Raw genomic sequence first — 22,770 nt, forward strand, 5'->3', positions numbered from 1 at the left:
TTGCGTCACGCGCCGGCGTCAACGACGTTTGCGGCCTGTCTGTTTTGCTGTCTGTTTTGCTTTACGTTTTACTATAACCTCCGGGACGCCCGGCTGCTCTATGGGAAAAACAGGTAACGCGTTCAGTAGACGCGAGCCGTAGTTTTTGGTCAACAGACGCTTATCGTAAATCACCACCTCTCCCCAGCAGTGATGGCTACGGATCAGACGTCCCACCTGCTGAATAAGATTAAAGGAGGCGCTGGGCAAACTCTGTACCTCGAAGGGATAACGATTGAGGCTTTTCAGCCATTCGCCTTCGGTGATCACTACCGGGCTGTCGATGGGCGGAAAGGCGATTTTATGGATATGCACCTGGCTTAACAGATCGCCTTTTAAATCGAGACCTTCGGCGAAGGACTGCAGGCCCACCAGCACGCTGCGCTCGCCGCTTTCCACCCGTTTGCGATGCAGCTCCACCAGCCGGTAGCGCGGCTGGTCGCCCTGCACCAGCAGCATCAGGCGCAGATCGGTCACATGCTCCAGGAAGCGATTCATCGCTCGCCCGCTGGCGAACAGCACCAGCATCCCGAGATGTTTCTTGCTCTCCACCTGCTGGCGAAAATAGGCCGCCATCTCGGCGATGTGCTGCTCTTCGTTATCCATCAGCGGTTCATAGCGCATTTGAGGAATAATAATTTTCCCCTGCTCTACGTGGTTGAACGGCGAATCCAGCGCCACGAAGCGGTCGCCCGCTTTCTCCTTCAGGCCGCTCATCTCCTGCAGGCGCGAGAAGCTGTTTAGAGAGCGCAGCGTCGCTGACGTCACCACGATATGCGGCACGCTGCGCCACAGCAGTCGTTCAAGCTGATCGCTGACACGGATGCCGACGCAGTGGAACCAGACGTGGATCTGGCCGTCGCGCACCACCCGCGTCGCCCATTTGGTCACCGGCGCGCCAGAGGACTGCGCCAGCGACGCCAGACGCCACAGCTTGCTTTGGCTTTCAAACATGCCGAGGGCGCGGTTCATCTGCAGCAGCACCCGATGCAGGCGCACCACGTCATGGCTGCCGGTCTTTTCGCTGAGATCGTTAAGGAACAGCTCCGCCAGCCCGCGCAGCGTCTCGGTGAGCTTCGCCAGCCGCTGGCAGATCTCCATCACCTCCTGCGGCAGTTCGCCCATCGGGAAGCGATGCTCCGCTTCCTGACCGGCGGGCATATAGAGATTGAGAATATTATTCAACGACGCAATTAGCTCGAACAGCTCTTCGCAATGGCCAGCGAGCCGCTCCGCATTGGCCAGCGGCGGCGTGGTTTTCGGGCGGAACTGCTCCATGCAGGTAGCCACCAGCTTGCAGAACAGATCCAGCTGCAGGCGAAACCAGGGGGCGGTGATCTCGGCGCTCATCTCCAGCGCGTCGCGGGCGACGTCCGGCAGATGATGGCCTTCATCGAGGACCAGCAGCAGGTTTTTCGGCTCCGGCAGCACCGCCTCGCTCTCCATCGCCGCCATCACCAGCGCATGGTTGGCCACCACCACTTCCGCCTCCTGAATTTCCCGCCGCGCCACAAAGAACGGACACTCCCGATAGTAGTGGCAGTTGCGGTTCAGGCAGCTGGCCTTATCGGTGCTCAACCGGCTCCACAGCCCATCGTCGATGGCTTTGTCGGTATGGTCGCGCAGGCCGTCCCAGCGGTAGCTGTCGAGATCCTGCTTCAGCGTCGCGCACAGCTTCTGCTCGGCCTGGTTGTTCGGGGTGAGATCGTCGTCGAGGAAGGCCAGCAGATCCTGCTGCGTCGGCTCGGTGCTGGCCAGCGCCGTCAGATTGCGCGGGCAGACGTAGCGTCCGCGACCGAAGGCGGCGGTGAAGCGCAGGTCGGGGATGATCTTGCGCAGCAGCGGCAGGTCTTTACTGTAGATTTGATCCTGCAGGGCGACGTTGGCGGTGCTGACCACCAGCGTTTTTTGTTCCTCACGGGCGATGGCAATGCCGGGGATCAGATATGACAGCGTTTTACCCACGCCGGTCGGCGCTTCGATAGCCAGATGCCGGCCCTCATCCCCGGCGAGGGTTTTCGCCACATCAGCGATCATCTGCCGCTGCGGGGGGCGGGGAATAAAGTCCGGGATCTGTTCCTGAAGCGCCTTATACCAGGCGGCGATTTGCGCTTTCAGCGCAGCGGTCAAAGCCATGAGAAAACCTGAATACTGTATAAACAGCCACTATTGTGCCATTTTTGCCCGCCCGGAGGTATTGCTTTCTGCTCAGTGTGGAAGCGTGCTCGACAAATAGTGTAATGGAAAGAAAAAGGCCCGCCGCCGCGTAGCGGACAGACGGGCCTGAGCCGTGCTTAACCGCATTCTCGCGGTCCGGGCATCAGCCTGTTATTCGCCAGCCGGTTTACGCGGGCGACGGCGGCGCGGCGGTTTGCCGTCCTGAGTGCGCGCTTTCGGCGCCTCGCCGTCCTGACGACGCGGGGCGCTGCTCTGGCTGCGCGGCTGTCCGCTGCGCCCCTGGCCGCCGCGTCCCTGACCACGACCGCCGCCGCGCTGCTGGCGACCGTTCTGGATAGGCTCGGCTTTAATGGACGGATCCGGCTCATAGCCGGCAATCGCGATGCGCGGGATCTCTTTCTTCAGCAGGCGCTCGATATCGCGCAGCAGCTTGTGCTCATCCACGCACACCAGCGACAAGGCTTCGCCAGTGGCCGCGGCGCGACCGGTACGGCCGATACGGTGGACATAATCTTCCGGCACGTTCGGCAGCTCGTAGTTCACTACGTGCGGCAGCTCTTCGATATCCAGACCGCGGGCGGCGATATCGGTCGCCACCAGCACGCGAATGCCGCCGGATTTAAAGTCGGCCAGCGCGCGGGTACGCGCCCCCTGGCTCTTGTTGCCATGGATCGCCGCGCTGCGGATGCCGTCTTTGTTGAGCTGCTCCGCGAGGTGGTTGGCGCCATGCTTGGTGCGGGTAAAGACCAGCACCTGCTGCCAGTTGCCTTCGCCGATAAGCTGCGACAGCAGTTCGCGCTTACGGTTTTTGTCAACAAAATGGACGTGCTGGGTGATCTGCTCGGAGGCCGTGTTGCGACGCGCCACTTCCACTTCCAGCGGGTTGTGCAGCAGTTTCTCAGCCAGGCCTTTGATCTCGTCGGAGAAGGTCGCCGAGAACAGCAGGTTCTGCCGACGCGGCGGCAGTTTAGCCAGTACGCGGCGGATGTCATGGATAAAGCCCATATCCAGCATGCGGTCCGCTTCATCCAGTACGAGGATTTCCACTTTATCGAGGCTGACGGCGTTCTGGTGTTCCAGGTCCAGCAGACGGCCCGGGGTGGCGACGAGGATATCGACGCCGCCGCGCAGCTTCATCATCTGCGGGTTGATGCTCACGCCGCCGAACACCACCAGCGAGCGAACATTCAGATATTTGCTGTAATCCCGCACGTTCTCGCCCACCTGCGCCGCCAGCTCGCGGGTCGGGGTCAGGATCAGCGCGCGCACCGGGCGACGACCCTTCGCGTGCGGCTCGTTCTGGATCAGGCGCTGCAGCAGCGGCAGAGTAAAGCCCGCCGTTTTACCGGTGCCGGTCTGGGCGCTGGCCATCAGGTCGCGGCCCTGCAGTACCGCCGGGATCGCCTGCTGCTGGATAGGGGTCGGCTCAACGTAGCCCTGCTCAGCGACAGCGCGCAGGATATCGGGATTCAGGCCAAGGGAATCAAAAGACATAACAACTCCGAACCGCCCCGGCCCGGTGAAGGGCGTAGTTTTCAGGGAGATTATTGCGATAAGAGATGGCAAAAACCACAATGCCATGAAGGGGCGCAGTCTAGCAGATTTTGTGACAGGCCGCATAAAATCTGCAAAAGAATGCCGCGCCTGGCTGGCGGGGGGAAGAAGGCCGCTGAGGGCGCTCAGCGGCCAGGCGGGTCGCCGCAGCGCGGTTAACGCAGACGATACTTAATTTTTTCAACGATCTTCGCGGTGGAGATGCCGTAGCGATCGTGGAGGGTCGGCAGCGCGCCGGCTAACAGGAACGCGTCAGGCAGCCCTACGGTATCCAGCTCGCAGCGAACCCCATTGCGCATCAGCAGGGCGGCCACCGCCTCTCCTAACCCGCCGACCGCGGTGTGGTTTTCGGCGGTGACCACCAGGCGACCCGGCTTCGACGCCTGTTCAATAATCGCTTGTTCATCCAGCGGTTTGATGGTCGGCACGTGCAGGACCGCCACGCTGATATTATCGTCCCGCAGCTTTTCAACCGCCTCCAGCGCGCGCATGGTCATTAGCCCGGAGGAGATAATCAACACGTCGTTGCCGTCCTCCAGCAGCTTCGCTTTGCCCAGTTCGAACTGATAGTCGTATTTATCCAGCACCAGCGGCACCTTCCCGCGAAGCAGGCGCATATAAACCGGGCCATGATGATCGGCAATGGCCGGTACCGCCTGCTCAATCTCCAGCGCATCGCAGGGATCGACGATGACCATTCCAGGGATACCACGCATGATCGCCAGATCTTCGGTGGCCTGATGACTGGGGCCATAGCCGGTCGTCAGGCCCGGTAGCGCCGCGCAAATCTTGACGTTCAGATGCTCTTCAGCGATCACCTGATGAATAAAATCATAGGCGCGACGGGTCGCAAAGGCGGCATAGGTGGTGGCGAAGGGAATAAATCCCTCCTTCGCCATGCCTCCCGCCGCCGCCATCAGCAGTTGCTCCGCCATTCCCATCTGGAAAAAGCGATCCGGGAAGGCCTGGGCGAAAATATGCAGGTCAGTATATTTTGACAGGTCCGCGGTCATACCGACGATCGCCGGGCGCTGCGCCGCGAGTTTCGACAGCGCGACGCCGAAGGGCGCAGAGACGGTGGCCTGGCCTTCATCGGCAATCGAAGCGATCATCGCCGACGTTTTTAAACGGGGTTTACTCTGGCTCATTACAGCACTCCTTCCGGTTTGTTAGCGTCCAGCACCGCAATCGCTTTTTGCCATTCGTCGGCATCGACGCGAATAAAATGGTTCTTATCGCGGGTTTCGAGGAACGGCACCCCTTTGCCCATCAGCGTGTCGCATAAAATGACCCGCGGCTGGTTGCCGGAATAACTTTTCGCGTTGTCAAAGGCGGCCATCACCGCCGACAGATCGTTACCGTCCACGCGCTGCACGTACCAGCCGAAGGCGGCCCATTTATCCTGCAGCGGCTCAAAGCCGAGGATTTTGCGTGAATCGCCGTCGGCCTGCTGTTTGTTGACGTCGACAAGGTTAATCAGGTTGGTCAGGCCATAGTGAGCCGCCGACATCGCCGCTTCCCAGGTCGAACCTTCATCCAGCTCCCCATCGGACATCGAGTTATAGACCCAGGCCTTGCTCTGTTTCTGCCGCAGGCCGAGCGCCATGCCGACGGCGATAGACAGCCCCTGCCCCAGCGAGCCGCCGGACATCTCCATCCCCGGGGTGTAGGTCGCCATGCCGGACATCGGCAGGCGGCTGTCGTCGGAGCCGTAGGTTTCCAGTTCCGCTTCCGGAATAATGCCCGCCTCCAGCAACGCGGCATAATAAGCGATAGCGTAATGGCCATGAGAAAGCAGGAAGCGATCGCGCCCCTCCCACTCAGGATCTTCCGGGCGATAGGTCATGGCGTAACTGAAGGCGGTAGCCAGCACATCGGCATACCCCAGCGCCTGGCCAATATAGCCCTGCCCCTGAACTTCCCCCATTTGCAGGGCATAGCGGCGGATACGCCACGCCGCCGCGGCGACTTTTTGTGATTCGGTGATGTTCATCTCTGTGCCTCGCTTAGTGAATTAACATGCCGCCGTTAACGTCCAGGGTGATACCGGTGGAGTAGGAAGAGAGGTCGCTGCCGAGGAACAGCGCGGCGCGGGCGATGTCCACCGCGTCGCCGAGGCGGTTCATCGGAATGCCGGCAAGAATATTGGCCGTCATGTCGTCCGTCAGCTTGCCGGCGGTAATGTCGGTCTGAATTAGCCCCGGGGTGATGCAGTTAACGCGGACGTTGTCCGGGCCAAGCTCGCGCGCCATCGCCCGCGCCAGGCCGAGCACGCCGGCTTTTGCCGCGCTGTAGTGCGGACCGCCGAAAATACCGCCGCCGCGCTGGGCGGAAACGGACGAGATGCAGACGATGCTGCCGGATTTTTGCGACCGCATCGTGGGGATCACCGCCTGTGACATCAGCAGCGTGCCGCGCAGGCTGACATCGAGCACCGCGTCATAGTTGGCGCGCTTGATGTCCATTAGCTTCAGCGGCTGGGTGATCCCGGCGTTATTGACCAGCACATCGACCCGGCCGTATTTCGCCAGAATCTGTTCGATGGCCGCCTGCACCTGCACTTCGTCGGCGACGTTCGCCGCCAGGCCGAGATGGCCTTCGCCCAGCGCCGCCGCGGCGGTTTTACTGGCTTCGCCATTGAGGTCGATAATGACCACTTTCGCGCCGTTTTCGGCGAATAATTTCGCGGCCGCAAAACCCAAACCGCGTGCGGAGGCCGCGCCAGTAATAATGGCGACTTTATCTTTTAATAACATAGTTTCACTCCATGACATTACGTCATATTAATTAACAGGATCTATTTTCGTTATTGTGGCTCATCGAGGAAAAGAATCACCACCAAACCGATTGCGGCGCAGATACCAAAATAGGTAAAGACAGAATTAAAGCTCCCCGTTTTATCCAGTAAGAAACCGGCCACCATCGGCGCCACAAATCCGCCGAGGTTGCCGCCGCTATTAATAATGGAAGAGGCGATCGGATAGGTTTTGCTGTCCGAAACGGCCATACCGTAGGCGGTAAAAGCCGGCCAGCCGATATTCAAACAGAAACCGACAAAGAATAAACCAATACAGACCGCCAGGGTGCTTGCCGGTATATTCAGCATAATTAACATCATGACTACGGTTGATACCGCTGTGAATATCATGGTTGGTTTACGCCGACGGCCTAATAATTTATCCGAAATCCATCCGCCGCCAATCGCGCCAATAAAGCCGCCGATGCACGGCATACTGGCCACGAACCCCATACTCATCACATCGAAACCGCGCTCTTTCACTAAATACAGCGGGATCCAGGTTAATAATCCATATAACACGCTGACCATCATAAAATATGCGAGGCAGTCTCCGAGAATATTTTTTGAGGTAAATAATCCCTTCGCCGTATCCACAGGCGGCATTTTTTTCACCCGGATAATTTTATCCAGCCAGGTGAAGCGATCGGCGATTAATATATTTTCACGTACACCGTCATTATGATGGCTGTCCCGCCCGGCATTAATCTCTGCCAGTTCGCTTGGAGATACGAATCCGCTTTCCGCGGGCTTTGACTTCACCAACAGGTACCACGCTATCGCTGCTACGATCCCGGGAATAGCAAAGGAGAAAAAGACCCACCGCCAGCCCCAGGTCACCGCAATCCACACCGCCAGCGGCGGCACGATAATCGGGGCAAACATGGTCGCCGCGATGTAAACGCCGGTTGCCGTGGCTTTCTCTTTCGGCGGAAACCAGTTGTTTATCGTCGACGCCAGCCCCACCGGGCAGGGACCTTCGCTTAGCCCCAAGCCCAGCCGCACCAGCTTCAGGCCAAATACGGAGCTCACCGTGCCCATCAGCCAGGTAAAAGCGGAGAAGCCGAAAATAGATAGCGAAACCAGCCCTCGAGTGCCGCGTCTGGCGATGAAAAAGCCGGCCGGGATCTGGCTGACCGCATAGCCGAGGAAAAACATACTGGCAATCGCTCCGGCCTCAAAATTATTGATATGAAATTCATCAATGATAAACGGCAGTACCGCGCCGATATTCGTTCTGTCGGCGTAATTGATGGCATACACCAGGAAAATCATCGTCAAAACCACATAACGATATTTTGTTTTCCTGGCGTCAGTACAGACCAGCGTATCTATACGTGACATAGGGTTTCCTCATCTTATACCTCATCCACTTCGCCGTAGGTTGCCGCCTGGGTTCGCCGCGTTTCACGCGCCCTGGCGCAACAAGAGAGACATGTCTTTTCGCACAGCGAAACAGGTGGTTAGGTGTTTTATTATTGCGACCCAAGCGCATCGCAGTTTGTGATCAGACCTGTGAGGGGAATATAACAACCCAAAAATGAAAAGGTATTCAAAAAAGCTCAATTATGATTGAGAAAAATTGAGTTAGTGACTCCCCGCAAATTTTAGCGTTTACTGAGAGGCGCGATTTTAACGAGATAAATTGTTAAGCCCATCACAAATTAAAAGGTTATTTTCGCTTTTCCCTATGCTGTTCATCACGGCTGCGCCACGCTGTTCGCCATTTTCTTTTATTCGCGCCCCGCGCAGGATGCCGCCATGAGTCAACCGCTGCCCAATAAAAATCTGCCGATGCCCTCTTTACGCAATATCCAGGCTTTTATTGAAGTCGCCGCAACCGGCAGCCTCAACCTGGCCGCAGAGAACCTCAACATTACCGCCTCGGCGGTCAGCCACCAGATAGCCAGTCTGGAGCACTTGCTGGGAAAAAAACTGTTCTCCCGCAGCAGCAAAGGCGTGATGTTAACCGCAGTGGGAGAAAAATATCTCAAAGAGGTCTCCGGAGCGCTGAATATGATTGGCCAGGCCACCAGCCAGGTGATCAACGATATTCATCAGGATTATTTACGCATTCACTCAGCGCCGAGCTTCGGCCTGCTGTGGCTGATGCCGCGGCTGAATAAATTCCGTCAGGCATGGCCGGAGCTAAAAATTAGCCTGACCTGCTCTTACGAAAGCATTCAGTTCTCCCGGGATAATATTGATATCGATATTCGCCACGGGCTGTCGCAGTGGCCAACGCTGCTGGTCAGGACCATTAAAAATGAGTGCGTCCTGCCCTACAGCGCCTCCTCTTATTTAGCCCGCCATGCGGTTCGCGCCCCGGAAGATCTGCTGGCCTGCGATCTGATCCATTCCGACAGCACCTTAATTAACTGGAGCAACTGGCTGTCGTGGCACAAGGTCCGCGGCTGGCACAAAAACTTTATCTTTAATTTCGACCGGTCGTACATGAGCATCGAGGCGGCCCGGATGGGGATGGGGGTGATCCTGGAAAGCAATCTGCTGGCCGGCGGCCACGTGCGTCAGGGGCAGCTGACGCCGGTGTTTGCCGACGAGCGGAGTATGCCGGTCGGCGCGCACCACTTCGTCCTTCCCCACGCCAATGAACAGAAGGAAAAGGTCCAGCGCTTCTTCGCCTGGGTCGCCGGGGAGCTACAGGAAGACGGTTTTCATATTTAGTCCAGGCTGGTGGACAAACCGCCAGTCGGCGCCTAAAGTTAATCAATCGATTGATTAATTTTTTCAGAGCGCGATGACCAGCAAAGGCGAACAGGCAAAAAGCCAGCTTATCGCGGCCGCTATCGCCCAGTTTGGCGAGTACGGCCAGCATGCCACCACCCGCGATATCGCCGCCCAGGCCGGGCAGAATATCGCCGCTATCACCTACTATTTTGGCTCGAAAGACGACCTGTATCTCGCCTGCGGCCAGTGGATCGCCGATTTTATCGGTGACAATTTTCGCCCGCACGCCGAAGCGGCGGAGGCCCTGCTCGCCGGAGAGTCGCCGGATCGCCAGGCGATCCGCGCCCTCATCCTCAGCGCCTGCCATAACATGATTCTGCTGCTGACCCAGGATGATACGGTCAACTTGAGCAAATTTATTTCCCGGGAACAGCTGGCGCCCACCGCCGCGTACCATCTGATCCACCAGCAGGTGATCGCCCCCCTGCACCACTATCTCACCCGGCTGATCGCCGCCTGGACGGGTCGCGATGCCGGTGATACGCAAATGATCCTCCATACCCACGCCCTGCTGGGCGAGGTGCTCGCTTTCCGTCTCGGGCGTGAAACCATCCTGCTGCGCACCGGCTGGACGCAGTTTGACGCGCAAAAAACCGAACAGATTTTTGAGGTCATTACCTGTCATATCGATTTCATTCTGCATGGGTTATCGCAAAGGAGTTTGGGCTGATGAAAAAACCCGTCGTCGTCATTCTGCTGATCGTGATTCTTCTCGCCGCGCTGGGCGGCGGCTGGTGGTGGTACCAGAGCAGCCGGCAGCAGCCGCTGACTCTGTATGGCAATGTCGATATCCGCACCGTCAATATGAGCTTCCGCGTCGGCGGCAGACTGGCCTCGCTGACCGTCGACGAAGGCGACAGCATCCGCGCCGGGCAAACCCTCGGCGAGCTTGACCGTGCCCCCTATGAAAACGCCCTGCTGCAGGCGCAGGCCAACGTCTCCACCGCCCAGGCGCAGTATGACCTGATGATGGCCGGCTACCGCTCGGAAGAGATTGCCCAGGCCGCGGCGGCAGTGAATCAGGCGCAGGCCGCTTACGACTACGCGCAAAACTTTTATCAGCGCCAGCTGGGTTTACGCGCCAGCAGCGCCATTTCCGCCAACGATCTGGAGAACGCCCGCTCCTCGCGCGACCAGGCGCAGGCAACGCTGAAGTCAGCGCAGGATAAACTGCGTCAATACCGCGCCGGCAATCGTCCGCAGGAGATAGCCCAGGCCAAAGCCAGCCTCGAACAGGCGCAGGCGGCGCTGGCCCAGGCTAAACTGGACCTGCACGACACCGTGCTGACCGCCCCTTCCGACGGCACGCTGATGACCCGCGCCGTCGAGCCCGGCACCATGCTCAACGCCGGCGGCACCGTGCTAACCCTCTCCCTGACCCATCCAGTATGGGTCCGCGCCTACGTTGACGAGAAAAACCTTGGCCAGGCGCAGCCGGGACAAGCAGTGCTGCTCTATACCGACAGCCGGCCGGATAAGCCCTATCACGGCAAAATCGGCTTTGTCTCGCCGAGCGCTGAGTTCACGCCGAAGACTGTCGAGACGCCGGACCTGCGCACCGATCTGGTCTACCGTCTGCGCATCGTGGTAACCGACGCCGACGGCGCGCTGCGCCAGGGGATGCCGGTGACCGTCTCCTTTGACAACGGGAACGGACATGAGTGAGGCCGTCATCGCCTTAAACGGCCTGAGCCGCCGTTTCCCCGGGATGGACAGGCCAGCGGTGGCCCCGCTGACCTGTACGATCCGCGCCGGCTACGTCACGGGACTGGTAGGCCCCGACGGCGCAGGGAAAACCACCCTCATGCGGATGCTCGCCGGGTTGCTTAAGCCTGATGAGGGCAGCGCCAGGGTGATTGGCTTTGATCCGCTAAAAGACGACAGCGCTCTGCACGCGGTGCTCGGCTATATGCCGCAGAAGTTCGGCCTGTATGAAGATCTGACGGTGATGGAAAACCTCACCCTGTACGCCGATCTACGCAGCGTTACCGGCGAGGCGCGGAAGAAAATTTTCGACCGCCTGCTGGAATTCACCGCCCTTGGCCCGTTCACCGGGCGGCTGGCGGGCAAGCTCTCCGGCGGCATGAAGCAAAAGCTGGGGCTCGCCTGTACCCTGGTGGGTGACCCGAAGGTGCTGCTGCTGGATGAGCCCGGCGTCGGCGTCGATCCGATCTCTCGCCGCGAGCTATGGCAGATGGTGCACGAGCTGGCCGGCGACGGCATGCTGATCCTGTGGAGCACCTCTTATCTCGATGAAGCCGAGCAGTGTCGCGATGTGCTGCTGATGAACGAAGGCAAACTGCTCTATCAAGGGGAGCCGACGGCCCTGACGCAAACCATGGCCGGGCGCAGCTTTCTGGTCTCCAGCCCGCAGGAGAACAACCGCCGCCTGCTGCAGCGGGCGCTGAAGCTGCCGCAGGTTAGCGACGGCGTGATTCAGGGCAAATCGGTGCGTCTGATCCTGAAAAAGGAGGCGCGCATCGATGAGGTTCAGCAACATGACGATATGCCATCGCTGCAGGTGACCGACACCGCGCCGCGCTTTGAAGACGCCTTTATCGACCTGCTCGGCGGCGCCGGGACCGCCGAATCGCCGCTGGGGGCGATTATCCATCGCGTTGACGGCAGCAAAGACGAAACGGTGATTGAGGCGCAGTCGCTGACTAAAAAATTTGGCGATTTCGCCGCCACCGACCACGTCGATTTCCAGGTCAAGCGCGGCGAGATCTTCGGCCTGCTCGGCCCCAACGGCGCAGGGAAATCCACCACCTTCAAAATGATGTGCGGCCTGCTGGTGCCCACCTCCGGCAAAGCGCTGGTGCTGGGGATGGATCTCAAGGTCAGCTCCGGCAAGGCGCGTCAGCATCTGGGCTATATGGCGCAAAAATTTTCGCTGTACGGCAACCTCAGCGTCGAGCAGAACCTGCGCTTTTTCTCCGGGGTCTACGGCCTGCGCGGCCGGGCGCAAAATGACAAAATTGCCCGCATGAGCGATGCCTTCGGTCTGAACAGCATCGCCCGCCACGCCGCCGACGAGCTGCCGCTCGGCTATAAGCAGCGGCTGGCGCTGGCCTGCTCCTTGATGCATGAGCCCGACATTCTTTTTCTCGACGAACCCACCTCCGGGGTCGATCCCCTCACCCGTCGCGAGTTCTGGCTGCATATCAACAGCATGGTGGATAAAGGGGTGACGGTGATGGTCACCACTCACTTTATGGATGAAGCGGAGTATTGCGACCGCATTGGGCTGGTCTATCACGGCAAGCTTATCGCCAGCGGCACCCCGGACGCGCTGAAGGCCCAGGCGGCGGATGACAACCAGACGGACCCGACCATGGAGCAGGCGTTTATTACCCTGATTAACCGTTGGGATAAGGAGAATGGCCATGAGCAGTAATCTCCTCTCCTGGCGGCGGGTCCGCGCCCTGTGCGTCAAAGAGACCCGGCAGATCGTCCGCGATCCCAGCAGCTGGCTGATTGCGGTGGTGATCCCTCTGCTGCTGCTGTTTATCTTCGGCTACGGCATTAACCTCGACTCCAGCAAGCTGCGGGTGGGGGTTCTGCTGGAGCAGCAGAGCGAAGAGGCGCTGGACTTCGTGCATACCATGACCGGATCGCCCTATATCGACGCCACCGTCAGTGACAATCGCCAGCGGCTAATTGAGCTGATGCAGGCCGGTCGCATCCGCGCGATGGTGGTTATTCCGGTGGACTTCGACCGCCAGATGGCCCGCCCCGGCGCCACTGCGCCGCTCCAGCTCATCACCGACGGCAGCGAGCCCAATACCGCTAACTTCGCCCAGGGCTACGTGGAGGGTATCTGGCAGATCTGGCAGCAGCAGCGGGCGGAAGACCGCGGCGAGACCTTTGAACCGCTGATCGACGTGCAGATGCGCTACTGGTTTAACCCGGCGGCCATCAGCCAGCACTTTATTATCCCCGGGGCGATCACCATTATCATGACCGTGGTCGGCGCCATATTGACCTCGCTGGTGGTGGCCCGCGAATGGGAGCGCGGCACCATGGAGGCGCTGCTGTCGACGGAGATCACCCGCGCTGAACTGCTGCTGTGCAAGCTCATCCCCTACTACTTCCTCGGCATGCTGGCGATGCTGCTGTGTATGCTGGTGTCGGTGTTTATTCTCGGCGTCCCCTATCGCGGTTCGCTGCCGATCCTGTTTGTCATCACCAGTCTGTTTTTGCTCAGCACCCTGGGGATGGGACTGCTGATCTCGACGATCACCCGCAACCAGTTTAACGCCGCGCAGGTGGCGCTGAACGCCGCCTTTTTACCGTCGATAATGCTGTCCGGGTTTATTTTCCAGATAGACAGCATGCCGGCGGTGATCCGCGCGGTGACCTATGTGATCCCGGCGCGCTATTTCGTCAACACCCTGCAAAGCCTGTTTCTGGCGGGCAATATTCCGGTGGTGCTGCTGGTGAATGTGCTGTTTTTGATTGCTTCGGCGGTGATGTTTATCGGCCTGACGTGGCTGAAAACCAAACGGCGTCTGGATTAGGTTTTGCCCGGTGGCGCTGCGCTGACCGGGCCTACGGTTTAACCAACATCGATTATACGGTTCGCCGAACCCGTAGGCCGGGCGTACGCAGTGCCGCCCGGCGTTGTTGAATGGGCCAAAGGAGCTATTATGTTTCACCGTTTATGGACATTGATCCGCAAAGAGCTGCAGTCGCTGCTGCGCGAACCGCAGACGCGGGCGATTTTAATCATGCCGGTGCTGATTCAGGTGCTGCTGTTTCCCTTTGCCGCGACGCTGGAGGTGACCAACGCCACCATCGCCATCTATAACGAGGACAGCGGTCGCCACGCGGTGGAACTCACTCAGCGCTTTGCCCGCGCCAAAGCCTTTACCCACGTCCTGCTGCTGAAAAGCCCGCAGGCGATCCAGCCGACCATCGATGAACAAAAAGCCCTGCTGGTGGTGCGCTTCCCGGCGGATTTCTCACGCAACCTCGACAACTATCAAACCGCCCCGCTGCAGCTCCTGCTTGACGGGCGCAACTCCAACAGCGCGCAAATCGCCGCCAACTATCTGCATCAGGTCGTGAAAAATTACCAGCAGGAACTGCTGGAGGACAAAGCGAAGCCGAACAATAGCGAACTGGTGGTGCGCAACTGGTATAACCCGAATCTCGACTACAAGTGGTTCGTGGTGCCGTCGCTCATCGCCATGATCACCACCATCGGGGTGATGATCGTCACCTCGCTGTCGGTGGCCCGCGAGCGCGAGCAGGGCACCCTCGATCAGCTGCTGGTCTCGCCTCTCGCCACCTGGCAAATCTTTGTTGGTAAAGCGGTGCCGGCGCTGATCGTCGCCACCCTGCAGGCGACTATCGTGCTGGCGATTGGTATCTGGGCCTATCAGATCCCGTTTGCCGGCTCGCTGCTGCTGTTCTATTTCACCATGGTGATTTACGGTTTATCGCTGGTGGGCTTTGGCTTATTGATCTCATCGCTGTGCGCCACGCAGCAGCAGGCGTTTATCGGCGTGTTCGTCTTTATGATGCCGGCGATTCTTCTCTCCGGCTACGTTTCACCGGTGGAAAACATGCCGCAGTGGCTGCAGGATCTGACCTGGATAAACCCGATCCGCCACTTTACCGATATCACCAAGCAAATTTATCTGAAGGATGCGAGTCTGGAGATTGTGTGGGGAAGTTTGTGGCCGCTACTGGTCATAGCGGCCACCACCGGCTCAGCGGCGTATGCGATGTTCCGAAGAAAGATTGCGTAATTTTTTATCTTTCGCCAGCAGCGAGACCACCGCCGGGCCTGCCAGTATCACCAGCCCGGCGAGGGCCAGCAGCAGGTTGTTGTGCAGCACGCGCGACAGCAGCCACAGCGCTATCATGGCGGCGCCGAAGTACCAGGTGGTGGTGAGCTCCTCAAGGAAGTCTCCCACATCGCGCCAGCGCGCCTCGTGATGACGCTGCAGAAACAGCATCGCCAGCAGCGTGACGCTGTAGAGGACGCACAGCCCTAATCCGACGCGCACCAGCGCGCCGCTCATCCATCCCATCACCAGCACTGCCACGACCAGTAGATGCAACATAATCTGCCAGCAACTAAGACCTGTTGCGACGCGTACACGTTGTTGCCACTTCATGGCTTCTCTCCTGAAGGATTTTTCTCTGCTACTCAGAGTACCGCACTTTACGGAAAATTCCGTAACACCGCATCTTTTTGTGACGTCTACTACACTATTTTATTCAGGAAAGTGACATTTACTGGAGAATTATGGCTGAGCCAACGTCGGGATTTTCGTTGAACGTGCTGACAATTAACACCCATAAAGGCTTTACGGCGTTTAATCGGCGTTTTATTTTGCCCGAGCTGCGCGAAGCCGTTCGCAGCGTCAGCGCTGACATAGTTTGCCTGCAGGAAGTGATGGGCGCTCACGAAGTTCACCCGCTGCATATCGAAAACTGGCCAGATACGACCCATTACGAATTTCTCGCCGACACCATGTGGAGCGACTACGCCTATGGGCGCAACGCGGTCTATCCGGAAGGTCACCACGGCAATGCCGTGCTGTCGCGCTTCCCGATTGAATACTATGAGAATCGCGATATCTCGGTCGGCAACGGGGAGAAACGCGGCTTGCTGTACTGCCGCATCGTGCCGCCTCAGAGCGGCGTCACGATTCACGTCATTTGCGTCCATCTCGGACTGCGTGCCGACCAGCGGCAGGCGCAGCTGGGGATGCTGACGGAATGGGTCAACACCCTGCCCGCCGGCGAGCCGGTGGTGGTGGCTGGGGATTTTAACGACTGGCGTCAGCAGGCTAACCAGCCGTTAAAAGCCCAGGCGGGGCTGGAAGAGATCTTTACCCGCGCCCGCGGACGCCCGGCGCGCACCTTTCCGGTCAGTTTTCCGCTGCTGCGCCTCGATCGCATTTACGTCAAGAACGCCCACGCCAGCCGCCCGAAGGCGCTGGCCCTCAAACAGTGGCGGCATCTGTCCGATCATGCACCCCTTAGCGTGGAGATTCATTTGTGAAATGTCGTTGGCAGGAAGGCAACCGCATTACGCTACTGGAGAACGGCGACCAGTACTATCCGGCGCTGTTTGCGGCCATCGGTCGCGCCAGCCGGCGGGTTATCCTCGAATCCTTTATCTGGTTTGAAGATGAGGTCGGCCGACAGCTGCACGCGGTTCTGCTGAAGGCCGCCCGCCGCGGCATCCAGGTGGAAGTGCTGCTTGACGGCTACGGCTCGCCGGATCTTAGCGATGAGTTTGTCGGCGAACTGACCGCCGCCGGGGTGATTTTCCGCTATTACGATCCGCGCCCTAAGCTGATGGGAATGCGCACTAACCTGTTCCGTCGCATGCACCGTAAAATCGTGGTGATCGACGACACCACCGCCTTTGTCGGCGGCATTAACTACTCCGCCGAACATATGAGCGACTATGGCCCGGAGGCGAAGCAGGATTACACGGTGCAGGTCGAGGGGCCGGTGGTGCTCGATATTCTGCAGTTCGAACTGGAGAATCTGCCCAACAGCGAAACCACCCGCCGCTGGTGGCGCCGTCGTCGCCATCAGCCGGAGATCAACCAGACCCCCGGCGAGGCGCAGGCGCTGTTCGTCTGGCGCGATAATCAGGATCACCGCGACGATATCGAACGCCACTACCTGAAGATGCTGACCAGCGCCCGCCGGGAGGTGATAATCGCGAACGCCTATTTTTTCCCCGGCTACCGTCTGCTGCATGCGATGCGCAATGCCGCGCGGCGCGGGGTGCGGGTGAAGCTGATCGTCCAGGGCGAACCGGATATTCCAATTGTGAAATTTGGCGCCCACCTGCTCTATCACTACCTCGTCAAAGGCGGCGTGCAGATCTACGAATATCGCCGCCGTCCGCTGCATGGCAAAGTCGCCCTGGCGGACGACCACTGGGCCACCGTCGGGTCGAGCAACCTGGACCCGCTCAGCCTGTCGCTGAATCTGGAAGCCAATCTGATCATCCACGACCGGGTGTTTAACCAGACGCTGCGCGATAACCTTAACGGGCTTATCGCCCGGGATTGCCAGCGGATCGATAAAGCAATGCTGCCGAAACGCAACTGGTGGCGGCTGGGGGTGAGCGTGATGGCCTTCCACTTTCTGCGCCACTTTCCGGCGTGGGTCGGCTGGCTGCCGGCCCATACTCCGCGGCTGGCCAGGGTTAGCCCGCCGGTGCAGCCGGAGATTGAAACGCAGGATCGCGTCGAGTCACCTACCAGGGATAATCCACTATGAGCAAATCGCACCCGCGCTGGCGGATGGCAAAAAGAGTGCTGACCGTGCTCTTTTTTATCGCCGTGATCGTCCTGCTGGTGATTTACGCGCAGAAGGTCGACTGGCAGGAAGTGTGGAAGGTGATCCGCGGCTACGATCGGCTGGCCTTGTTCAGCGCCATTGCGCTGGTCATCGTCAGCTATCTGATCTACGGCTGCTACGATCTGCTTGGCCGCGCCTGGTGCGGACACAAGCTAGCGAAACGCCAGGTAATGCTGGTGTCGTTTATCTGCTATGCCTTCAACCTGACCCTCAGCACCTGGGTCGGCGGCATCGGCATGCGCTACCGGCTGTACTCCCGGCTGGGGCTGAACAATAGCACCATCACCCGTATTTTTTCCTTAAGCATCACCACCAACTGGCTGGGCTATATCCTGCTCGGTGGGGTGATCTTTACGGCGGATCTGGTGAAGCTGCCGTCGCACTGGTACATCAGCCAGACCACCCTGCGGATTATCGGCGGAGCGATGCTATTTCTCACGCTGTGCTATCTCTTCGGCTGCGCGTTCGCCAAACGCCGTCACCTGACGATCAAAGGCCAGCGGCTGGTGCTGCCCTCCTGGCGATTCGCGCTGCTGCAGATGGGGGTCTCGGCGGCGAACTGGATGGCGATGGGGGCGATCATCTGGCTGCTGTTGGGCAGCGAGATTAACTATTTCCTGGTATTGGGAGTGCTGCTGGTGAGCAGTATCGCCGGGGTGATTATCCACATCCCGGCCGGGATTGGCGTGCTGGAGGCGGTGTTTATCGCCATGCTCTCCGGGGAAGAGATTTCGAAGGGGGCGATCATCGCCGCCCTCCTCGCCTGGCGCGCGCTCTATTATTTCCTGCCGCTGCTGCTGGCGACGGTGGCCTATCTGCTGCTGGAGAGTCGGGCGAAAAAGCTGCGGCAAAAGAACCAGCGCAAGCTGGCCCGCGAGTGAAATCGCCCGGCGGCGCTGCGCTTGCATGGGCCTGAACGCCAGCCGGACTGTTTCCGGGAGAGGGGAAGCACTGCCGTGGGGTTGTTTATGTTATCTGTGGCTTCAGCGTAGTTTGCGCTCCCGGCTAGTCTTCTGCGTTATGTCTCTTACGGCGCGGGGAGCGCACAGGGGGCGGCCAGTCGCCGCCGCCCCCTGTACCCCCGGGCTCCGGCCAGCAAAATCGCCACTGCGTGGTCCCTTCGACTTATCCCTGCAGGCTTCGGGTCGGGCCGAGGCAGCATCCATGCAAAACACGGCCCTCAGCCCGCATCCATGCGGGCTGCCCCGGCCTTCCGGGAACGTCTCAGCGATTTTGAGGCCGTCAGCACCGGCAGTTTCAGCAACAATGGTGAACAAATGAACGACACCCTGTAGGCCGGGTCAGGCGCAGCCGCCACCCGGCAAAAAAACGGCGCAACAGGGTTGCCTGAAAGGTAATCAATGCTTGCCCGGCGGCGCTGCGCTTGCCGGGCGTTCTGAGATGCAACCCCTTGATATAAAGAGGTTAGCGGCGATTGCCCATAATACGCAGCAGCATCAGGAACAGGTTGATGAAATCCAGATACAGCGTTAAGGCGCCGAGGATCGAGTATTTACGCAGCGTGGCGCTGTCGCGGGTATCAATCTGCTCGCCGATATTTTTCAGCTTCTGGGTGTCGTAGGCGGTCAAGCCGACAAACAGCACCACCCCAATGTAGGTCACGGCCCACATCAGCGCCTCGCTCTTCAGCCACAGGTTGACCAGCGACGCCAGCACGATGCCAATCAGCCCCATAAACAGCATGCTGCCGAAGCCGCTCAGATCGCGTTTAGTGGTGTAGCCGTAAAGGCTCATCGCCCCGAACATCCCGCCAGTGACCACAAAGGTGCTGGCGATAGATGAGTAGGTATAGGCGATAAAAATGCTCGACAGCGTCAGCCCGGTGAGCGCCGAATAGAGCATAAACAGGGTGGTCGCCATCCCGGCGCTCAGCCGCTGTACCATCCCCGACAGCACAAACACCAGCGCCAGCTGGGCGATGATCAGCCCGAAGAAGGTGATTTTGCTCGAAAAGACGAACATCATCACCGCCGGGGTGTTAGCCGCAAACCACGCGATAAACGCCGTCAGCAGCAGGCCAACCGTCATCCAGCCGTACACCTGCGCCATATAAGTCTGCAGGCCGCTGCGGCCCTGCACTATTGAATCGGAACGCGGATATCTGTCCATGACTCTCTCCTGATTAACAAAGTTTCACTCTGTAAGCGTATCACACTACCAGCGCTCTGCCGCCTGGCGATCGCTGTCGCGGGCGTCGACCCAGCGCTCGCCCTCCGGCGTCGCCTCGCGTTTCCAGAACGGCGCGCGGGTTTTCAGGTAGTCCATCATAAACTCGCCGGCGGCGAAGGCGCTGCCGCGGTGGGCGCTGGTGACGCCGACAAACACAATCTCTTCCCCCGGCCACATTTCGCCGATGCGATGGATAATGGTCACCCGGCCCAGCGGCCAGCGCTCGCGCGCCTGGTCGACGATCTCCGCCAGCGATTTCTCGGTCATCCCCGGATAGTGCTCGAGGGTCAGCGCTTTCACGCTATCGCCGAGGTTGTGATTGCGCACTTTGCCGGTGAAGGTGACCACCGCGCCGTCTTCATCGCGTTCGGCCAGCCAGGGATACTCCTCGCCGACGCTAAAGCGCGCCGGGCTAACGACGATACGAGTTTGCGTCATGTCAGCCTCCGGTGACCGGCGGGAAGAACGCCACTTCATCCCCGCTGGCGACAGGATGGTCAAAGGCGGTCAGCGTCTGGTTAACCGCCGCCAGCAGTTTGCCCTCCTCCAGGGCCAGCGCCCAGCGATCGCCGCGAGCGGCAAGCTGCTGACGCACAGCCTCAACGGTGGCCAGGTCGCTGGCGTCGAGAGTCAGCGAATCAGTACCCACCAGCTCGCGCACCTGGGCAAAAAACAGAACCTTAATCATGGCGTTCGTCCACCTTAAAATCGCCGGATTTGCCGCCGCTTTTCGCCAGCAGACGCACCGGGCCAATCACCATATCCTTCTGCACCGCTTTGCACATATCGTAAATGGTCAGCGCGGCAACCGAGGCGGCGGTAAGGGCTTCCATCTCGACGCCGGTTTTGCCGGTCAGGCGGCAGAGCGATTCGATGCGCACCCGGTTATGTTCCGGCTGCGCCTGCAGATTGACTTCCACTTTGCTGAGCATCAGCGGATGGCACAGCGGGATCAGCTCCCAGGTGCGCTTGGCCGCCTGGATCCCGGCGATACGCGCGGTGGCGAAAACGTCGCCTTTATGGTGGCTGCCGTCGATAATCATCGCCAGGGTCGTCGCCTGCATCTCGACATAAGCCTCAGCGCGCGCTTCGCGCACCGTTTCCGCTTTGCCGGAGACATCCACCATATGGGCTTCGCCCGCGGCGTTAATATGGGTCAGTTGTGACATAAATTATTTCTTCAGGTGAGGAATAAAATTACAAGGACGGGTGCGGGCATCCAGCTGCGGGGCAATAATGTTGTCCCACGCGGTGCGGCAGGCTTTCGTCGAGCCCGGCATGGCGAAGATCAGCGTGTGGTTGGCGACGCCGGCCACCGCCCGGGACTGCAGCGTCGAGGTGCCGATCTCTTCGAACGACAGCATGCGGAACACTTCGCCAAAACCTTCCACCTCACGGTCAAACAGCGGCAGCAGCGCTTCCGGCGCCTGGTCCCCTTCGGTGAATCCGGTCCCGCCGGTGATCAGCACCACCTGCACCTCATCGCTGGCGATCCACGCCGATACCTGGGCGCGGATGGCGTAGCGGTTCTCTTTGACTATCGCCTTATCGACGACATGGTGCCCCGCCTCCTGCGCCGCCTCACGCAGCCAGTGGCCGGAAGTGTCGTCCTCTTCGCCGCGACGACTGGAAACGGTAAGAATAGCAATACGGGTCGGAATAAACTCAGCGCTAGCCTGGCTCATCTGAATGCTCCTTTCGAATACGATTATCCGCCAATATAGGACAGGTTCTGCGTAATGCCGGTGTTGCCCTGATGCAGGAAATGGGTCTGCTTTTTGTGGGTTAAGGCTTCGGCGATCCGCGCTTCCAGCGCAGCCTGCTGCCGATCATCGGCCATCAGGTCGCGCAGGTCGATGCCGCCTTCGCCAAACAGGCACAGGTGCAGTTTGCCGACGGAGGAGACGCGCAGACGGTTGCAGGTGGCGCAGAAGTCTTTTTCGTACGGCATGATGAGGCCGATCTCGCCGGCGTAGTCCGGATGACAAAAGACCTGCGCCGGACCATCGCTGCGCTGGCGGATCTGGTGGATCCAGCCGCGGCGCAGCAGCTCGTCGCGCAGCACCATGCCGGAGAGATGGTGACGGCGGAACAGGTCGCTGCCCTCGCCGGTTTCCATCAGCTCAATAAACCGCAGCTGAATTCGACGCGGCTGGATCCACGCGAGGAAGGTATCAAGCTGGTGATGGTTAACATCGCGCATCAGCACGGTATTCACCTTCACCTTGTCAAAGCCCGCGGCGAAAGCGGCGTCAATCCCGTCCATCACCTGGTGGAATTTGTCCTGGCCCGTGATGGCATGGAACTGGCGGGCGTCGAGGCTATCGACGCTGACGTTGATCGCCGTCAGCCCGGCATCGCGCCAGCGTTCGACATCGCGCGCCAGGCGGTAACCGTTGGTGGTGACGGCAATCTGACGGATCGCCGGGTTTTCACGCACGGCGGCGATGATCTCGGTGAAGTCACGGCGCAGGGAGGGTTCCCCACCGGTGAGGCGAACTTTTTCAGTGCCCAGCGCGGAGAAAGCGCGCGTAACCCGGCGCACTTCGTCTACGCTGAGAAAGCCGTTGTTATTGACGGCGCCGGGCTTGTAGCCATCCGGCAGGCAGTAGGTGCAACGGAAATTGCACACATCGGTAATCGACAGACGCAGGTAATAAAACTTACGCGCGAATGCATCGGTAAGCTGTGAGGCCATATACACCTTTCCAAATACGGGAGACGCGGTCATTTCTTCCCACGCCCTGGCGACAACCGGGGGCGTCGCGGCCAAACCGCCATATCTTTTGACACAGGCGAAGAGGCTAGAGTGTTAACAGGTTATGCCGATAGTAGCGCGTTCCAGGCGGTTTCGCCATTTGCGATTTCGCTATATATTCTTGTATATATCGCTACCTTCGTGCATTTTCGTTACAGAATAG

The 22,770-nt window shown here is 59.4% G+C and carries 23 protein-coding genes and 1 riboswitch; of the genes, 9 read left to right on the top strand and 14 right to left on the bottom strand.

Annotated elements, in window-relative coordinates; all coding sequences use genetic code 11:
• Positions 1–18 precede the first annotated feature (18 nt).
• From dinG to ACOI6Z_RS09215, 7 genes are all read right to left on the bottom strand, one after another.
• Complete coding sequence (gene dinG, locus ACOI6Z_RS09185) at positions 19–2,175, bottom strand: ATP-dependent DNA helicase DinG (RefSeq protein WP_065812174.1); 2,157 nt, start codon at positions 2,173–2,175, stop codon at positions 19–21.
• A 192-nt stretch (positions 2,176–2,367) separates the two neighbouring features.
• The gene (gene rhlE, locus ACOI6Z_RS09190) at positions 2,368–3,711 is read right to left on the bottom strand and encodes an ATP-dependent RNA helicase RhlE (RefSeq protein WP_065812175.1); all 1,344 of its coding nucleotides are present in this window, start codon (positions 3,709–3,711) and stop codon (positions 2,368–2,370) included.
• A gap of 215 nt (positions 3,712–3,926) precedes the next feature.
• A complete protein-coding gene (locus ACOI6Z_RS09195) occupies positions 3,927–4,919 on the bottom strand; it encodes a transketolase family protein (RefSeq protein ID WP_050532951.1) in 993 nt (330 codons plus the stop codon).
• Positions 4,919–5,764, bottom strand: a complete 846-nt coding sequence (locus ACOI6Z_RS09200; RefSeq protein ID WP_023288936.1) for a transketolase — start codon at positions 5,762–5,764, stop codon at positions 4,919–4,921. The genes ACOI6Z_RS09195 and ACOI6Z_RS09200 overlap by 1 nt, the downstream gene beginning before the upstream one ends.
• Before the next feature lie 13 nt (positions 5,765–5,777).
• Positions 5,778–6,527 carry an SDR family NAD(P)-dependent oxidoreductase gene (locus tag ACOI6Z_RS09205; RefSeq protein WP_044521813.1) on the bottom strand — a complete coding sequence of 250 codons (750 nt, stop codon included), beginning with the start codon at positions 6,525–6,527 and terminating at the stop codon, positions 5,778–5,780.
• Between the two features lie 50 nt (positions 6,528–6,577).
• Positions 6,578–7,912: an MFS transporter gene (locus ACOI6Z_RS09210; protein ID WP_065812176.1), complete on the bottom strand. Its 1,335-nt coding sequence runs from the start codon at positions 7,910–7,912 to the stop codon at positions 6,578–6,580.
• Positions 7,913–8,200: 288 nt separating this feature from the next.
• The gene (locus ACOI6Z_RS09215) at positions 8,201–8,338 is read right to left on the bottom strand and encodes a hypothetical protein (protein WP_032428692.1); all 138 of its coding nucleotides are present in this window, start codon (positions 8,336–8,338) and stop codon (positions 8,201–8,203) included.
• Here ACOI6Z_RS09215 and ACOI6Z_RS09220 point away from each other — a divergent pair.
• The 6 genes from ACOI6Z_RS09220 (at position 8,330) to ACOI6Z_RS09245 (ending at position 15,072) form a co-directional block, all read left to right on the top strand.
• On the top strand, positions 8,330–9,253 hold the full coding sequence (locus ACOI6Z_RS09220; RefSeq protein WP_065812177.1) for a LysR substrate-binding domain-containing protein: 924 nt from the start codon (positions 8,330–8,332) through the stop codon (positions 9,251–9,253). The genes ACOI6Z_RS09215 and ACOI6Z_RS09220 overlap by 9 nt on opposite strands.
• Positions 9,254–9,326: 73 nt before the next feature.
• A complete protein-coding gene (cecR, locus tag ACOI6Z_RS09225; RefSeq protein ID WP_023288932.1) occupies positions 9,327–9,986 on the top strand; it encodes a transcriptional regulator CecR in 660 nt (219 codons plus the stop codon).
• Positions 9,986–10,981 carry a secretion protein HlyD gene (gene hlyD / locus ACOI6Z_RS09230; protein WP_023288931.1) on the top strand — a complete coding sequence of 332 codons (996 nt, stop codon included), beginning with the start codon at positions 9,986–9,988 and terminating at the stop codon, positions 10,979–10,981. Before cecR ends, hlyD begins: the two co-directional genes overlap by 1 nt.
• Positions 10,974–12,713, top strand: a complete 1,740-nt coding sequence (locus ACOI6Z_RS09235; RefSeq protein WP_023288930.1) for an ATP-binding cassette domain-containing protein — start codon at positions 10,974–10,976, stop codon at positions 12,711–12,713. The genes hlyD and ACOI6Z_RS09235 overlap by 8 nt, the downstream gene beginning before the upstream one ends.
• Positions 12,703–13,836: an ABC transporter permease gene (locus ACOI6Z_RS09240; RefSeq protein ID WP_023288929.1), complete on the top strand. Its 1,134-nt coding sequence runs from the start codon at positions 12,703–12,705 to the stop codon at positions 13,834–13,836. Before ACOI6Z_RS09235 ends, ACOI6Z_RS09240 begins: the two co-directional genes overlap by 11 nt.
• A 129-nt stretch (positions 13,837–13,965) precedes the next feature.
• Entirely contained in the window at positions 13,966–15,072 is a 1,107-nt protein-coding gene (locus ACOI6Z_RS09245) for an ABC transporter permease (protein ID WP_420687223.1), read from the top strand.
• On the opposite strand, the gene ACOI6Z_RS09250 is transcribed toward ACOI6Z_RS09245, so the two are convergent.
• Entirely contained in the window at positions 15,034–15,444 is a 411-nt protein-coding gene (locus ACOI6Z_RS09250; RefSeq protein WP_012542390.1) for a YbhQ family protein, read from the bottom strand. The two genes, ACOI6Z_RS09245 and ACOI6Z_RS09250, sit on opposite strands and share 39 nt — an antisense overlap.
• Positions 15,445–15,575: 131 nt before the next feature.
• Between ACOI6Z_RS09250 and ACOI6Z_RS09255 the strand changes: the two genes are divergently transcribed.
• From ACOI6Z_RS09255 to ACOI6Z_RS09265, 3 genes are read left to right on the top strand one after another with little or no spacing between them, the layout of a single operon-like run.
• Positions 15,576–16,337: an endonuclease/exonuclease/phosphatase family protein gene (locus tag ACOI6Z_RS09255; protein ID WP_023288927.1), complete on the top strand. Its 762-nt coding sequence runs from the start codon at positions 15,576–15,578 to the stop codon at positions 16,335–16,337.
• Complete coding sequence (gene clsB, locus ACOI6Z_RS09260) at positions 16,334–17,578, top strand: cardiolipin synthase ClsB (RefSeq protein WP_065812178.1); 1,245 nt, start codon at positions 16,334–16,336, stop codon at positions 17,576–17,578. Before ACOI6Z_RS09255 ends, clsB begins: the two co-directional genes overlap by 4 nt.
• Positions 17,575–18,540 carry a lysylphosphatidylglycerol synthase domain-containing protein gene (locus ACOI6Z_RS09265; protein ID WP_023288925.1) on the top strand — a complete coding sequence of 322 codons (966 nt, stop codon included), beginning with the start codon at positions 17,575–17,577 and terminating at the stop codon, positions 18,538–18,540. Before clsB ends, ACOI6Z_RS09265 begins: the two co-directional genes overlap by 4 nt.
• Positions 18,541–19,084: 544 nt before the next feature.
• On the opposite strand, the gene ACOI6Z_RS09270 is transcribed toward ACOI6Z_RS09265, so the two are convergent.
• The 6 genes from ACOI6Z_RS09270 to moaA all read right to left on the bottom strand — a co-directional run bounded on the left by ACOI6Z_RS09270 (position 19,085) and on the right by moaA (position 22,547).
• Positions 19,085–19,789 carry a Bax inhibitor-1 family protein gene (locus tag ACOI6Z_RS09270; RefSeq protein ID WP_032455204.1) on the bottom strand — a complete coding sequence of 235 codons (705 nt, stop codon included), beginning with the start codon at positions 19,787–19,789 and terminating at the stop codon, positions 19,085–19,087.
• Between the two features lie 45 nt (positions 19,790–19,834).
• On the bottom strand, positions 19,835–20,287 hold the full coding sequence (gene moaE, locus ACOI6Z_RS09275) for a molybdopterin synthase catalytic subunit MoaE (protein WP_023288923.1): 453 nt from the start codon (positions 20,285–20,287) through the stop codon (positions 19,835–19,837).
• A 1-nt stretch (position 20,288) separates the two neighbouring features.
• Entirely contained in the window at positions 20,289–20,537 is a 249-nt protein-coding gene (moaD, locus tag ACOI6Z_RS09280; protein ID WP_023288922.1) for a molybdopterin synthase sulfur carrier subunit, read from the bottom strand.
• Positions 20,530–21,018, bottom strand: a complete 489-nt coding sequence (gene moaC, locus ACOI6Z_RS09285; RefSeq protein ID WP_004886142.1) for a cyclic pyranopterin monophosphate synthase MoaC — start codon at positions 21,016–21,018, stop codon at positions 20,530–20,532. The genes moaD and moaC overlap by 8 nt, the downstream gene beginning before the upstream one ends.
• 3 nt (positions 21,019–21,021) lie before the next feature.
• The gene (gene moaB / locus ACOI6Z_RS09290) at positions 21,022–21,534 is read right to left on the bottom strand and encodes a molybdenum cofactor biosynthesis protein B (protein ID WP_023288921.1); all 513 of its coding nucleotides are present in this window, start codon (positions 21,532–21,534) and stop codon (positions 21,022–21,024) included.
• A 23-nt stretch (positions 21,535–21,557) separates the two neighbouring features.
• The gene (gene moaA / locus ACOI6Z_RS09295; RefSeq protein WP_065812180.1) at positions 21,558–22,547 is read right to left on the bottom strand and encodes a GTP 3',8-cyclase MoaA; all 990 of its coding nucleotides are present in this window, start codon (positions 22,545–22,547) and stop codon (positions 21,558–21,560) included.
• Positions 22,535–22,673, bottom strand: a riboswitch (molybdenum cofactor riboswitch). It overlaps the preceding gene by 13 nt.
• Positions 22,674–22,770: the final 97 nt, after the last annotated feature.

This window comes from Klebsiella sp. C239 (assembly GCF_048822715.1).
Lineage (GTDB): Bacteria > Pseudomonadota > Gammaproteobacteria > Enterobacterales > Enterobacteriaceae > Klebsiella > Klebsiella quasipneumoniae.

Excerpts from the sequence above, each read along its gene's own strand:
- ACOI6Z_RS09250 (WP_012542390.1), bottom strand. The coding sequence starts at position 15,444 with ATGAAGTGGCAACAACGTGTACGCGTCGCAACAGGTCTTAGTTGCTGG.
- ACOI6Z_RS09270 (WP_032455204.1), bottom strand. The coding sequence starts at position 19,789 with ATGGACAGATATCCGCGTTCCGATTCAATAGTGCAGGGCCGCAGCGGC.
- moaC (WP_004886142.1), bottom strand. The coding sequence starts at position 21,018 with ATGTCACAACTGACCCATATTAACGCCGCGGGCGAAGCCCATATGGTG.
- moaD (WP_023288922.1), bottom strand. The coding sequence starts at position 20,537 with ATGATTAAGGTTCTGTTTTTTGCCCAGGTGCGCGAGCTGGTGGGTACT.
- dinG (WP_065812174.1), bottom strand. The coding sequence starts at position 2,175 with ATGGCTTTGACCGCTGCGCTGAAAGCGCAAATCGCCGCCTGGTATAAG.
- rhlE (WP_065812175.1), bottom strand. The coding sequence starts at position 3,711 with ATGTCTTTTGATTCCCTTGGCCTGAATCCCGATATCCTGCGCGCTGTC.
- ACOI6Z_RS09220 (WP_065812177.1), top strand. The coding sequence starts at position 8,330 with ATGAGTCAACCGCTGCCCAATAAAAATCTGCCGATGCCCTCTTTACGC.
- moaA (WP_065812180.1), bottom strand. The coding sequence starts at position 22,547 with ATGGCCTCACAGCTTACCGATGCATTCGCGCGTAAGTTTTATTACCTG.
- ACOI6Z_RS09195 (WP_050532951.1), bottom strand. The coding sequence starts at position 4,919 with ATGAGCCAGAGTAAACCCCGTTTAAAAACGTCGGCGATGATCGCTTCG.
- hlyD (WP_023288931.1), top strand. The coding sequence starts at position 9,986 with ATGAAAAAACCCGTCGTCGTCATTCTGCTGATCGTGATTCTTCTCGCC.
- moaB (WP_023288921.1), bottom strand. The coding sequence starts at position 21,534 with ATGAGCCAGGCTAGCGCTGAGTTTATTCCGACCCGTATTGCTATTCTT.
- ACOI6Z_RS09200 (WP_023288936.1), bottom strand. The coding sequence starts at position 5,764 with ATGAACATCACCGAATCACAAAAAGTCGCCGCGGCGGCGTGGCGTATC.
- ACOI6Z_RS09210 (WP_065812176.1), bottom strand. The coding sequence starts at position 7,912 with ATGTCACGTATAGATACGCTGGTCTGTACTGACGCCAGGAAAACAAAA.
- ACOI6Z_RS09265 (WP_023288925.1), top strand. The coding sequence starts at position 17,575 with ATGAGCAAATCGCACCCGCGCTGGCGGATGGCAAAAAGAGTGCTGACC.
- ACOI6Z_RS09205 (WP_044521813.1), bottom strand. The coding sequence starts at position 6,527 with ATGTTATTAAAAGATAAAGTCGCCATTATTACTGGCGCGGCCTCCGCA.
- cecR (WP_023288932.1), top strand. The coding sequence starts at position 9,327 with ATGACCAGCAAAGGCGAACAGGCAAAAAGCCAGCTTATCGCGGCCGCT.
- ACOI6Z_RS09255 (WP_023288927.1), top strand. The coding sequence starts at position 15,576 with ATGGCTGAGCCAACGTCGGGATTTTCGTTGAACGTGCTGACAATTAAC.
- ACOI6Z_RS09245 (WP_420687223.1), top strand. The coding sequence starts at position 13,966 with ATGTTTCACCGTTTATGGACATTGATCCGCAAAGAGCTGCAGTCGCTG.
- ACOI6Z_RS09235 (WP_023288930.1), top strand. The coding sequence starts at position 10,974 with ATGAGTGAGGCCGTCATCGCCTTAAACGGCCTGAGCCGCCGTTTCCCC.
- ACOI6Z_RS09240 (WP_023288929.1), top strand. The coding sequence starts at position 12,703 with ATGAGCAGTAATCTCCTCTCCTGGCGGCGGGTCCGCGCCCTGTGCGTC.
- moaE (WP_023288923.1), bottom strand. The coding sequence starts at position 20,287 with ATGACGCAAACTCGTATCGTCGTTAGCCCGGCGCGCTTTAGCGTCGGC.